Below are 12,979 nucleotides of genomic sequence, written 5' to 3'. Positions count from 1 at the left end.
ACCACCTCTCACCCCAACGGCCCCATGTCGATCTGGCAGCCCATCCTCCTGACCCTGAAGCTGGCGTCGCTCACCACCGTCATCCTGCTGCTGATCGGCACGCCGCTGGCGTGGTGGCTGGCGCGCTCGAAGGCGTGGTGGAAGGAGGCGGTGGCCACCGTGGTGGCGCTGCCGCTGGTGCTGCCGCCCACCGTGCTGGGCTTCTACCTGCTGATGCTGCTGGGGCCGAACGGGCCCGGCGGCTGGCTGGCGTCGCTGTGGGGCGGGCGCTCGCTGGCCTTCAGCTTCGAGGGGCTGCTGATCGGCTCGATCCTCTACTCCATGCCCTTCGTGGTGCAGCCGATCCGCAACGCTTTCGAGGCGATCGGCGACCGCCCGCTGGAGGCGGCGGCGACGCTGCGCGCCTCGCCGCTCGACACCTTCTTCACGGTGGCGGTGCCGCTGGCGCGGCGCGGCTTCCTGACCGGCGCGGTGCTCGGCTTCGCCCACACCATGGGCGAGTTCGGCGTGGTGCTGATGATCGGCGGCAACATCCCGGGCAAGACGCGCGTGCTGTCCGTCGCGATCCTCGACTACGTCGAGACGCTGCAATGGACGGAGGCGCACCTGCTGGCCGGCGGCATGCTGGTGTTCTCCTTCGCCGTGATCCTCACCATGATGACGCTGGAGAAGCGCATCGGGCGGGCGAAGCCGTGAGCGGCCGGATGGAGGCCCGCTTCCACGGCGCCCAGGGCTCCTTCACGCTCGACGTGGCGTTCGAGGCGCCGGGGCGCGGCGTCACCGCGCTGTTCGGGCCGTCCGGCTGCGGCAAGACCACCGTGCTGCGCTGCGTCGCCGGGCTGCAGCGCCTGGACGGCCGCTTCGCGCTGGACGGCGAAGTCTGGCAGGACGGCGCCGCCTTCCGCCCCACGCACCAGCGGCCCATCGGCTACGTCTTCCAGGAGGCGAGCCTGTTCCCCCACCTCGGCGTGCGCGCCAACCTGCTGTACGGCCACCGCCGCACCGTCGGCCGCGGCGTGCCCGAGACCATCCGGGTGGACGAGGTGATCGAGCTGCTGGGCCTCGGGCGGCTGTTCGACCGCGCCGTGGGGCACCTCTCGGGCGGCGAGCGCCAGCGCGTGGCAATCGGGCGGGCGCTGCTGTCGCAGCCCAAGCTGCTGCTGATGGACGAGCCGCTGGCCGCCCTCGACCGCTTCAGCAAGGACGAGATCCTGCCCTACCTGGAACGGCTGCACGACGCGCTGTCGGTGCCGGTGCTCTACGTCAGCCACGACATCGCCGAGGTGGAGCGGCTGGCCGACCATCTGGTGCTGCTCAACGACGGCCGGGTCGTGGCGTCCGGCCCGGTGCAGGAGCTGCAGGCCGACCCGACGCTGCCCACCGCCCGCATGCCGGAGGCCGGCGTCACCCTGCCCGCCACGGTCGCCGGCCACGAGCCCGCCTACGGCCTGACCGCGCTGGCGCTGCACGGCGGCCGGCTGCTGGTGCCGGGCGACCTGGGTGCGGAGGGAACGCCGCGCCGCGTCCGCATCGCCGCCTCCGACGTCAGCCTGGCGCGGCGTCCGGCGGCGGACAGCACCATCCTCAACGTGCTGCCCGGCCGCATCGCCGCCGCCGAGCCGCAGGACGGCGTGCAGGTGATGGCGGTGGTGGGGCTGGGCGAGGACGGCGCCGGCGCCCGCCTGCTGGCGCGCGTCACCCGCAAGTCGTGGGACGCCCTCGGCCTCGCACCGGGCCAGCCGGTCTACGTGCAGATCAAGGGCGTCGCGCTGGTCAACCGGGAGGCCGTTCAGGCCCCCGGTTCGCCGGCGTTGGGGAAGAACAGTGGCTCGCCGCCGATCTTGTAGCCGGCGATGGCGCCCTGGCCGTCCGGCGAGCGCAGCCAATCGACGAACGCCTGCCCCTCGGCCTTCTTGACGTGGGCGAACTTCGCGGGATTCACCAGCATGACGCCGTACTGGTTGAACAGGCGCTTGTCGCCCTCGACCACGACCTCCAGGTCGCCGCGGTTCTTGAAGCTCAGCCACGTGCCGCGGTCGGCCAGCGTGTAGGCGTTCATGGCGGCGGCGGTGTTGAGCGTCGGCCCCATGCCCTGGCCCAGCGCCTTGTACCAGCCGCCCGACTTCGGCTCGACCCCGGCGGCCTTCCACAGGCCCAGCTCGGTCTTGTTGGTGCCGCTGTCGTCGCCGCGCGAGGCGAAGGGCGCCTGCTTCTCGGCGATCGTCTTGAGCGCCGCGTTGATGTCCTTGCCGCCCTTGACGCCGGCCGGGTCGGACTTCGGGCCGATCAGCACGAAGTCGTTGTACATGACCGGAAAGCGCTCGACGCCGAAGCCCTCGGCGACGAACTTCTCCTCAGACGGCTTGTGGTGGACGAACAGCACGTCGGCGTCGCCGCGCTTGGCCTGGTCGATGGCCTGGCCGGTGCCCTTGGCGACGACGCGCACCTCGATCCCGGTCTTCGCCGTGAAGATCGGCAGGATGTGCTTGAACAGCCCGGAATCCTCGGTCGAGGTGGTCGAGGCGACGGTGATGAACGGCGTCTGCGCCAACCCCGGCGCGGCGGAAAGCCCGACGACCGCGACAGCGGCGAAAGCGGTCAGAACGGTGCGGCGAAACAGCGACGGCATCTCGGACATTCCCCTCCGGTTCGTTATGCGTCGGGCATCATAACGAACCGGAGGGGAAGTGGAGAGAGGAAATCGATCCCGGGGCTTGCCGTCCCCGCCGCCCGATGCGGCGCCCTACTGCGGCAGCATCACGCCGAGATAGGGGGCCGCGGCCTTGCCGGAGGCGCCGACCGGCGACGGCGCCTGGTGGCGCACCGGCGGCAGGCTCTTCAGGTAGGTTGCCAGCGCCTTGGCGTCGGCGTCGGTGAGCGCGGCGTAGGACGGCCACGGCATCACCGGCACCAGCTGGCGCCCGTCCGGCCGCATTCCGGTTCGCACCGCGCGGATGATGTCCGCCTCGCTCCACGCGCCGAGGCCGGTCTCGCGGTCCGGCGTCAGATTGGGCGGGTAGAAGACGCCGAGGTCGGGGATGCCGAAGCCCACGGTGGATCCCGCCAGATGCAGGGCGGGATCGGGCTTGCCGGCCAGGGCGCCGCCGGTGTGGCATCCCTGGCAGTCCATGATCCGGGCGAGGTATTCGCCCCGCTTGACGAGGTCCTCGGCCGCGGCGGCCTGGGTGGCGAACAGGGCCACGGCGAAAACGGACAGGCTGATGGTCTTCATCGGATGTCTCCTCACGCCGGGACGAGGCCGACGAGGCGGCCCACGGTCTCGACGATGGTGTCGGCGGACGGGGCGAAGGCCTGCTCCAGCGGAAAGCTGGCGGGGGCCGGGGCGTCCGGGCCGGTCAGCCGCATCACCGGGGCGCGGAGATCGCCGAACGCCTTCTCGGCGACCAGAGCGGCGATCTCGGCGCCGACGCCGCACATGCGGCTCGCCTCGTGCACCACGACGACACGCCCGGTCTTGCGCGCCGAGCGCAGGACGGTCTCCTCGTCCAGCGGCTTCAGCGTGCGCAGGTCGATGACCTCCGCCGCGACGCCCTGCGTCGCCAGCCGGTCGGCGGCCTGGAGGCAGGCGTGCACGCTCTTGGCGTAGCTGACGAGCGTCACGTCCGTGCCCTCGCGCCGCACCGCGGCCTTGCCCAGCGGAACCACGGCTTCGCCGTCCGGCACCGCGCCGGGCGCGTAGCCGAGCGCGATGTCGGTGAAGAACAGCACCGGGTTCTCGTCGCGGATCGCCGCCTTGAGCAGGCCCTTGTAGTCGGCGGCCGTGGATGGCATGACCACCTTCAGGCCGGGACTGTGCACGAACCAGGCCTCGACGTTGTGATTGTGCTGGGCGCCGACGCCCCAGCCGCCTCCGGTCATGGCGAGCACCACCATCGGGAACGCGAACTGCCCGCCGGACATGTAGCGCAGCTTGCCGGCGCTGTTGACGATCTCGTCCATGGCGTAGCACAGGAACGGCGCGAACAGCAGGTCGACCACCGGGCGCAGCCCGGTCGCCGCGGCACCCGCGGCGGTGCCGGCGATGATGCCCTCGGCCAGCGGCGTGTTGCGCACGCGGGCGGCGCCGAACTCCGCCAGCAGGTCCTTGCGCTTGGTCGCCACGCCCTCGCCGAAGATGAGGACACGGTCGTCGCGGCGCATCTCCTCGGCCAGCGCAGCGGAGACGGCGTCGGTGACGGTCATGGTCTGCATCGGTGCCTCCTCAGGCGTAGACGTCGGTGGTGAGGGCCTCGAAGCCCGGGAAGGGGCTGGCCTCGGCGAAGGCGGCGGCCTGCTCCATCCGCCGCTTCACGGCGGCCTCCATCTCCCGCGCGGCGGCGTCGGAGAGGTGGCCCTCCGCGATCAGGCGGCTCTGCGCCAGCAGGATCGGGTCGCGGGCACGCCAACGGGCCAGTTCCTGGGGATCGACGTAGGACTGGTCGTCCGGCTCGAAGTGGCCGCGCAGACGGTAGGTCTGCACCTCCAACAGGAAGGGCTTGCGCGTCTCGCGGATGGTGGCGACGGCACGCTCGGCGGCGGCGCGCACCGCGTCCACGTCGTTGCCGTCGACGATGCGCCAGTCCATGCCGTAGGCCGCGGCCTGCGGCGCCACGCCCTCGGCCAGCGTGGTCTCGCGCCGGTGCACGAAGGCCTGCCACTGATTGTTCTCGCACACATAGAGGATCGGCAGATTCCACACGGCGGCGAGGTTGAGGGACTCGTGGAAGCGCCCCTCGCACGCGGCGCCGTCGCCGAAGAAGCAGGCGACGATGCCCTCCCCGCCGAGCATGGAGCGCGACAGCGCCACGCCGGTGACCAGCGACAGCTCGCCGCCGACGATGGTGGAGGTCAGCACCACCCCCAGTTCCTTCGCCGCGATGTGCAGCGACCCGCTCTTGCCGCCGCAATAGCCGTCGCGCCGGCCCATCACCTCGGCCAGCATCCGCCCCGGATCGGCGCCGCGCGCCAGCAGGTGGCCGGCGCTGCGGTGGTTGGTCAGGATCTGGTCGTCGGCCGACAGCGCGGACACCACGCCCACCGCCGCAGCCTCCTGCCCGACCGCGGTGCAGGTGCCCGCCGCGCGCTGCTCGGCGTGCAGCGCGATCACCGTTTCCTCATAGGCGCGGATGAGCATCATCTGCTCCAGCGCCCGAACGCGTTCCCGCGTGTCCATCGTGCCGTCCCCGTCAGGAGTGAAGGTCGGCCGGGACTATAGGCTCGGCTGAAGCGAAGCCGTTGCTAACTCTTCCCTCACGCAATCCTAAAATTTTCGTAAGCGAAGATTTCGAACCTGAAACGAACGAGAACGAAAGGGCGCGATCTCCCACATCAGACACGTCCCTTGAGGTGCGCCGCACCTTCCAGAGCTGAGCGGGGAAACCCCCTTCGAGCGGTGCCGCTGTTCAAGCCGGTCCTCGCCTCCTTACAGGCGGGTGCTGCGCAGCCGCAAGGCGTTGCCGATGACCGATACCGAACTCAGAGCCATGGCCGCGGCCGCGATAATGGGTGACAGCGTCCAGCCGAACAGCGGGTAGAAGACGCCCGCCGCGACCGGCACGCCCAGCGCGTTGTAGACGAACGCCAGGAACAGGTTCTGCCGGATGTTCCGCATCGTCGCCCGGCTGAGCGTCCGAGCCCGCGCGATACCCGCCAAGTCGCCCTTCACCAAGGTGACGCCCGCGCTCTGGATCGCCACGTCGGTGCCGGAGCCCATGGCAACGCCGACATCGGCTTCGGCCAACGCCGGTGCGTCGTTCACGCCGTCGCCGGCCATCGCGACCACGCGACCCTCGGCCTTCAGCTTACGGACGACTTGGTGCTTCTGGTCCGGCAGCACCTCGGCTTCGACCTCGGCGATGCCCAGGCGGCGTGCCACCGCCTCGGCCGTGGTCCGGTTGTCGCCCGTCAGCATCACGATGCGCACGCCATCGGCCCGCAGCGTCTCCAGCGCTTGAGGCGTGCTCGCCTTGATCGGGTCGGCGACTGCGATGACGCCGCCGGGGTGGCCGTCGATGGCAGCGTACAGCGCCGTGGCGCCCCCGCGCCGCAGTTCCTCCGCGCGCGCCTCCAGGTCACCCAAGGCAATCCCCTGGTCTCGCATCATCGCGGCGTTGCCCAGGGACACCAAGCGGCTGCCAACTCCACCATGCACGCCCTTGCCGGTGACGGAGCCGAAGTCAGCGACCTCATGCAAAGGCAGCCCCCGCTCCTTGGCCGAGGCGACGATGGCAGCTGCCAGCGGATGCTCGCTCGACCGCTCCAGGCTTGCCGCCAGCGACAGCAGGGTCGCCTCGTTGACACCCGGCGCCGGGACGACGGCGGTCACCCGCGGCTTGCCTTCGGTAAGAGTGCCGGTCTTGTCGACGACCAGCGTGTCGACCTTCTCGAACCGCTCCAGGGACGCGGCGTCCTTGATGAGCACGCCCGCCTGGGCCCCCTTGCCGACGCCGACCATGATCGACATGGGCGTCGCCAGCCCCAATGCGCACGGGCACGCGATGATGAGCACCGAGACTGCCGCGATCAGCGCGTACGCAAAGGCGGGCTGCGGCCCCCAAACCATCCAGCCAACGAAGGCCAGGACGGCGACGAGGATGACGGCCGGGACGAAGTAGCCGGACACCACGTCGGCCATGCGCTGGATGGGCGCACGGCTGCGCTGAGCCTCGGCGACCATGGTCACGATGCGCGACAGCATGGTGTCCGAGCCGACCTTGTCCGCGCGCATCACCAGCGCGCCGGTCTGGTTCACCGTGCCGCCGATGACCCTGGCGCCCGGCTCCTTCTCGACTGGCATGCTCTCGCCGGTCACCATGGACTCGTCCACGGCGCTGCGGCCATCGAGCACCTCGCCATCGACCGGAACACCGTCGCCAGGACGGACCCGCAGCCGGTCGCCAACGTGGACCTGGTCGAGCGGAATCTCGTCGTCCTCGCCGTTGGCGCGGATGCGGCGCGCCGTCTTCGGCGCCAGGTTCAGCAGCGCCCGGATCGCGCCGCCGGTCTGCTCGCGGGCGCGGAGCTCGAGCACCTGCCCCAGCAGCACCAGCACCGTGATGACCGCGGCCGCCTCGTAGTAGACGGCCACCACCCCATCCATGCCCCGGAAGGTCGGTGGGAAAATCCGGGGCAGGAAGGTCGCCACCAAGCTGAACACGTAGGCAACGCTGACACCGAGCGCGATCAAGCTGAACATGTTCAGGCTGCGCCGCCGGAAGGACTGCCAGCCGCGCTCGAGGAGCGGCCATCCCGCCCACAGCACCACCGGCGTCGCGAGCAGGAACTGAATCCACACGGAGATGCGGGGCGACGCAAGGCCATGAATGCCGAGGCCCGGGATGTGGCTGCCCATCTCCAGCACCAGCAGCGGCACGCTCAGCGCCACGCCAATCCAGAACCGCCGGGTCATGTCCACGAGCTCGGGATTCGGCCCCTCCTCAAGGGTGGCGCCGACCGGCTCCAGGGCCATGCCGCAGATGGGGCAGTTGCCCGGCCCCTCCTGGCGGATCTCCGGGTGCATCGGGCAGGTGTAAATCATGCCCGTCTGCGGTGAAGCCTGACCGGCGCTTTCGGGCGCTGCGGGCTTGGCCTCCGGCTTCAGGTACTGCTCGGGGGCCGCAACGAACTTCCCCCGGCAACGTGCCGAGCAGAAGTGGAAGGTCTGGCCGCCGTGCTCGGCGTGGTGCTCGGTCCGCTCCGGATCGACCATCATGCCGCACACGGGGTCCTTCACCTTGGCATGGTCGCCGTGTTCGGCATGATGGTCGTGGTGGTGCGCGTGGCCATGGCGCAGGTTGTTCATGTCTGCTCCCTCCGCATGCTCGGCGCCGATCTCGTGGCGCTCCCGGGTGCCGTCCCATTTCCAGGCGGAGCACCATGAACCAAGGCTCCGCCTTGCAGTGATGGGAAGGTCAATGCCCTTGTGCCGGTCGTCCGCCGTTGCTCACTTCTTCGTCCGCTCGCTCATGGCGGCGTGGCGACGGCGGGTCTCGTCCGGCCAGGAGCTCTTGATGAAGGCCAGCACCGCCCAGATCTCCGCGTCGCTCAGCACGCCGCCGAAGGCGGGCATGTCGCTCTCGTACCCGGCCGGGGCGAACGCGACGACGCCCTGCTTCGTGATCTTGAAGAGGTCGGCGTCCGGATGGTGCCACGTGTGCCCGGAGGCATCATGCGGTGGCGCGGGCAGGCGGCCGTCCGGCTTGCGGCTTTGCCACTCCGGCTGGCCCTCGAGCCGCACGCCGTGGCACGACGCGCACTGCTCCGCGTAGACCACCTTGCCCCGGGCAACCTGCGCCGCGTCGTTCGGGTCGGCGCCCGCCTTGGGACCAGCGAACAGGACGACGCCAGCCACGGCGATCGCCACGCCCAACGCCAATCCGACACCAACCTTCAGATTCGGGACGCCCCGCATCATGACCTCACCGTTCGCGTTCCGCCTCAGTGCCGGGCGTAGACCTTGTTGCCCTCCGGCGTGCCGAAGACGATGACGTCGTAGGGCTGGCCGGGCATGTCCATGCCGGGCGAGGACTGCGGCATGCCGGGTGCGCTCAGGCCCTTCGCCTTCGGGCGCTCGGCGAGCAGCCGCCGGATGTCGCTCGCGGGCACGTGGCCCTCGACGACATAGCCGTCCACGACCGCCGTGTGACAGGACATCAGGGTGTCCGGCACGCCCTTGGCGGCCTTCACCGCGTCGACATCCTCGATGGTGTGGACCTTCATGGAGAAGCCCGCGGCCTCCATGTGCTTCACCCACCCGCCGCAGCACCCGCAGGTCGGCGACTTCCAAACCTCGACCTGCTGGGCGGCGGCCGGGGTGCTGCCCAGGAGGGCGGGTGCGCCGAGCGATGCACCGCCGATCAGGGCGGCACCGACCAAGGCGCTCATCAGGGTCTTCTTGGATATTGGTGTCATGGAACTGTTCCGTTCTTCAGGGAAGCGGTGGCGGCTTCCGGGACCATCGCGCGATAGGACGCCCAGAACGCCAGAGCAGGAATGGTGAGCCACTGGGCCAGCGGAGAGAGACCGGTCCCAAGCCACGGCAGTGTCGGCATCAGGTCCGAGTAGGACCAGGTCCGGCGGACCTCGATGTTCAGCCACTCGCTGAACACCGTGTAGCCGAAGCCCAACGCCATCGCCGTGCCGGCCACCGGCAAAAACCGCTGATGTGGCCAGTCTGGTGAGTTGACGACGAGGAGGGCCACCAGCAGCGACGCCGTCGCGATCAGCACGTCGCCCCCGGTGCAATGCAGGGCCGCGACGACGATCTCGCCTGCCGTCCCGGTCTGCCACAACGTGTAGAGCGGCATCTGGGCGAACTCCCAGATCAGGTTGCCGAGCGCGATCACCGCCACATACCGGCGGACCGCTGACAACCTCGTATCGGGAACTGCCCAGATCCGGTTCATGGCGTCGTGCCTTCCGGTTCGCCGATCAGTGACCCGCGTGGCCCATCTCGAAGCGGGCCTGGACCGGCTTCTGTCCCGGCATCGTCAGGGCGGTGACCACCTTCACGCTGTCGTGCCCGCCGCCCAGGTTGGCCTGCCCCTTCAGGGCGTTGGCGCCCGCGGGCTCGAGCGCAACCTTCTGGGTCTGCTTGTTCGCCAGGATGGTCGCCTCAGCCTTGGCGCCGGTCACATCCACCGGCTTGTCGGCGCCATCGGTCACGTACAGCACGACGTCGTTACCCTTGAGCACGAGTTCGGTGTGGTACGGACCGGCGTCGGTCCGCTGGCCGCCGTTCGGGCCGATCTTGGGGCCATCGGCGAACGCCGTGGCCGGGGCGGTGAACAGGGCGGCGGCGAGGAGGATGGTCGGGAACTTCACGTGTGTTTCTCCATGTGGACGAAGGTGAAAGGGGTCAGTACGCCTCGGCGGGGCGCAGCGAACCGGCCTGGGCTTCAATAAGGCGGTTGAGCGGCTTCTCGCCGAGCTTGAGGAAGAGGACCGGGGTGAGGACCGTGTCGAGCAGGGTGGCGCTGACCAAGCCGCCGAAGATGGTGACGGCGACCGGATGCAGGATCTCCTTGCCCGGTGCATCGGCGCCGATCATCAGCGGCACCAGCGCCACGCCCGCCGACAGCGCGGTCATCAGCACCGGCGTCAGCCGCTCCTGGCTGCCGCGGGTCACCATGGCCCGACCGAAGGACTCACCCTCGTGCAGGACCAGGTTGATGTAGTGGCTGATCTTCAGGATGCCGTTGCGCGTCGAGATGCCGGTCAGCGTGATGAAGCCGATCATCGAGGCCACCGACAGCGGCTGACCGGCGATCCACAGGGCGGCCACGCTGCCGATGAGGGCCAGCGGCACGTTGCCCATGATGATCAGTGCCAGCACGGCCGAACGGTAGCGGCTGTACAGCACCAGGAAGATCATCGCCAGGGACACCATCGACAGGGCGGCGATGGTCTTCGACGCCTCCTCCTGCGCCTGGAAGGTGCCCTCCAGGCTGGTGAAGTACCCGGACGGCAGCTGCGCCCCGGCGACCACGCCGCGGATGCCCGCGACGATCTGCGCCATGTCCGTCTTGCCGTCGGAGTTGCCGAGGATGACGATGCGCCGCTTGCCGTTCTCCCGCAGGATCTGGTTGGGCCCGTCGGTCTCCTCGACCGAGGCGAACATGCTGAGCGGCACCCGGCCCGCCGGGGTCTCCACCAGCAGGTTCGCCAACCCGCTGGTGGTGCGGTCCTCGTCGGACAGGCGCAGCACCACGTCGAAGCGCCGCGTGCCATCGACGATCTCGGATACCACGCGGCCGTTCGACAGGCTCTCCAGCGCCTCGGTCGCCATGGCCGGGGTGACGCCGAACAGCGCCGCCCGCTCATAGTCCACGACGACCTGCACCTGCGGGATCCGGACCTGCTTCTCGATCTGGAGGTCGACCAGTCCGGGGACGCCCGCGAGCTTCTGCTGGAGCTGCCCGGCGAGGCTGCGCAAGGTGTCCAGGTCTTCGCCATAGAGCTTCAGCGCGATCTGGGCGCGCACGCCCGAGAGCATGTGGTCGAGCCGATGGGAGATCGGCTGGCCGATGTTCACCGACACCGGCAGCGCCGCCAGCCGGGCGCGCACGTCGGCCAGGACCTCCGCCCGGCTGCGCACCGAAGGCTCCAAGTCCACGTCGATCTCGCTCGAGTGGACGCCCTCGGCGTGCTCATCGAGTTCGGCGCGGCCGGTGCGGCGCCCGACCGACTTCACCTCCGGCACCTTCATGATCAGCTTCTCGGCGGCTTGGCCGACCCGGTTGGCCTCGGCCAGCGAGATGCCCGGGTTGAGCACCATGGAGATGGTCAGGGTGCCCTCGTTGAACGGCGGCAGGAAGGCGCGCGGCAGGCTGGGCACCGTCGCCGCGGCGATTACCACGGCAGCGCCCACGGCGGCGAACAGCGCGCGCGGGTTGGCGAAGGCCCAGCCGAGCAGCCGGGCGTTGCCCGCCTTCAGCCGCCGCACCAGCCAGCTGTCGTGCTCCTCCAGCCGCTTCAGCCTGGGCAGCAGGTAGTAGGACAGCACCGGCGTCACGGTGATCGCCGTGATGAGGCTGGCCAGGATCGAGACGATGTAGGCCACGCCCAGGGGCGCGAACAGCCGCCCCTCGATGCCGGACAGCGCGAACAGTGGCACGAAAACCAGGATGATGATGACGGTGGCGTAGACGATGCCCGAGCGCACCTCCTGCGATGCCGACGCCACCACCTCCAGGATGGGCCGCGGGTTGCCCGCCCGGCGATTTTCGCCCAAGCGCCGGTAGATGTTCTCCACGTCCACCACGGCGTCATCGACGAGCTCGCCGATGGCGATGGCGAGGCCGCCCAGCGTCATGGTGTTGATGGACATTCCGAAGGCCTTGAACACCAGCACGGTGATCAGGATCGAGATCGGGATGGCGGTGAGCGAGATGAACGTGGTGCGCACGTTCAGCAGGAACAGGAAGAGGATGACCGCCACGACGGCGACCGCCTCCATCAACACCTTCTCGACGTTGCCGATCGAGGTCTGGATGAAGTTGGCCTGCTTGAACAGGATCTCGTCGGCGTTGACGCCCTTGGGAAGGAACTGCGTCAGGTCGCCCAGCGCCTTCTCGACCTCCGCGGTGAGCTCGGTGGTGTCGGCGCCGGGTTGCTTCTGCACGGACAGGATGACGGCGGGCTTGCCGTTCACGCCCGCATCGCCGCGCTTCACTCGCGCCGCGAAATCCACCGCCGCGACTTGGTGGAGCAGAATGGGCTGCCCGACCTTATAGGCGACGACGAGGTTGCGCAGGTCGTCCAGCCGGGTCGTCCGGCCGATGTTGCGGATCAGGTACTCCTCGGAGTGCTGGTCGATGAAGCCGCCGCCGGTGTTCGCCGAGAACTGCCGCAGCGCCGCCACCAGCACGTCCGTGCCAATCTCCAGGTCGTGCAGGCGTGCCGGGTCCGGGGCGATGCGGTACTGCTTGATCTCGCCGCCGATGGGAATGACCTGGCTGACGCCGGGGATGGCGAGCAGACGCGGCCGCACCACCCAGTCCGCGAGTTCGCGCACCTGCATCGGGCTCACGCCGTCGCCGGACATGGCGATGAGCATGATCTCGCCCATGATGGACGAGATGGGTCCCATCTGCGGGCGGACGTTCGGCGGCAGCTGCCCCTGGACAATGGCCAAGCGTTCCGCGACCTGCTGGCGGTTGCGGTAGATGTCGGTGCCCCAGTCGAACTCGACGAAGACGATGGACAGGCCAACGCCGGACACCGACCGCACGCGGGTGATGCCCGGCATGCCGTTCATCGAGGTCTCGAGCGGGAAGGTGACCAGCTGCTCGACCTCCTCCGGCGCCAAGCCCTCGGCCTCGGTCATCAGCGTGACCGTGGGCTTGTTCAGGTCGGGGAAGACGTCGATCGGCAGGTCCTTGAGGACGAACGAGCCGTAGACGACGAGGATCGCCGCGGCGGCCAGGACGAACAGCCGGTTGCGCAGGCTGGTGTTGACGAGGACGTTGAACATGGCGGG

General features: G+C 69.7%; 12 protein-coding genes. 2 read left to right on the top strand and 10 right to left on the bottom strand.

What is annotated here, in order from left to right; all coding sequences use genetic code 11:
• Positions 1-24 precede the first annotated feature (24 nt).
• Together modB and modC are read left to right on the top strand one after the other, a co-directional pair.
• On the top strand, positions 25-696 hold the full coding sequence (modB, locus tag ACRWK7_RS33805; RefSeq protein ID WP_431862020.1) for a molybdate ABC transporter permease subunit: 672 nt from the start codon (positions 25-27) through the stop codon (positions 694-696).
• Positions 693-1,847, top strand: coding sequence for a molybdenum ABC transporter ATP-binding protein (gene modC, locus ACRWK7_RS33800; protein ID WP_431862019.1), 1,155 nt, complete (start codon positions 693-695; stop codon positions 1,845-1,847). The genes modB and modC overlap by 4 nt, the downstream gene beginning before the upstream one ends.
• Here the strand turns inward: modC and ACRWK7_RS33795 are convergent.
• The 10 genes from ACRWK7_RS33795 to ACRWK7_RS33750 form a co-directional block, all read right to left on the bottom strand.
• Positions 1,790-2,629 (bottom strand): substrate-binding domain-containing protein, encoded by an 840-nt coding sequence (locus ACRWK7_RS33795; RefSeq protein WP_431862017.1) that lies wholly within the window; start codon positions 2,627-2,629, stop codon positions 1,790-1,792. The genes modC and ACRWK7_RS33795 overlap by 58 nt on opposite strands.
• Before the next feature lie 114 nt (positions 2,630-2,743).
• Positions 2,744-3,232 (bottom strand): c-type cytochrome, encoded by a 489-nt coding sequence (locus ACRWK7_RS33790; protein WP_431862015.1) that lies wholly within the window; start codon positions 3,230-3,232, stop codon positions 2,744-2,746.
• A gap of 11 nt (positions 3,233-3,243) precedes the next feature.
• A complete protein-coding gene (locus ACRWK7_RS33785) occupies positions 3,244-4,212 on the bottom strand; it encodes an alpha-ketoacid dehydrogenase subunit beta (RefSeq protein WP_431862014.1) in 969 nt (322 codons plus the stop codon).
• A 10-nt stretch (positions 4,213-4,222) separates the two neighbouring features.
• The gene (locus ACRWK7_RS33780; RefSeq protein WP_431862012.1) at positions 4,223-5,173 is read right to left on the bottom strand and encodes a thiamine pyrophosphate-dependent dehydrogenase E1 component subunit alpha; all 951 of its coding nucleotides are present in this window, start codon (positions 5,171-5,173) and stop codon (positions 4,223-4,225) included.
• 249 nt (positions 5,174-5,422) lie between these two features.
• Positions 5,423-7,801 carry a heavy metal translocating P-type ATPase gene (locus tag ACRWK7_RS33775; RefSeq protein WP_431862010.1) on the bottom strand — a complete coding sequence of 793 codons (2,379 nt, stop codon included), beginning with the start codon at positions 7,799-7,801 and terminating at the stop codon, positions 5,423-5,425.
• A gap of 141 nt (positions 7,802-7,942) precedes the next feature.
• Complete coding sequence (locus ACRWK7_RS33770; RefSeq protein ID WP_431862008.1) at positions 7,943-8,350, bottom strand: c-type cytochrome; 408 nt, start codon at positions 8,348-8,350, stop codon at positions 7,943-7,945.
• Positions 8,351-8,436: 86 nt separating this feature from the next.
• Positions 8,437-8,883, bottom strand: coding sequence for a DUF411 domain-containing protein (locus ACRWK7_RS33765; protein ID WP_431862006.1), 447 nt, complete (start codon positions 8,881-8,883; stop codon positions 8,437-8,439).
• A 23-nt stretch (positions 8,884-8,906) separates the two neighbouring features.
• A complete protein-coding gene (locus tag ACRWK7_RS33760; protein WP_431862004.1) occupies positions 8,907-9,404 on the bottom strand; it encodes a hypothetical protein in 498 nt (165 codons plus the stop codon).
• Between the two features lie 25 nt (positions 9,405-9,429).
• On the bottom strand, positions 9,430-9,822 hold the full coding sequence (locus tag ACRWK7_RS33755; RefSeq protein WP_431862003.1) for a hypothetical protein: 393 nt from the start codon (positions 9,820-9,822) through the stop codon (positions 9,430-9,432).
• A 34-nt stretch (positions 9,823-9,856) separates the two neighbouring features.
• A complete protein-coding gene (locus ACRWK7_RS33750; protein ID WP_431862002.1) occupies positions 9,857-12,973 on the bottom strand; it encodes an efflux RND transporter permease subunit in 3,117 nt (1,038 codons plus the stop codon).
• Positions 12,974-12,979: the final 6 nt, after the last annotated feature.

The organism is Azospirillum sp. (assembly GCF_050789165.1).
This window is presented reverse-complemented; position numbering and strand designations above follow the sequence as displayed.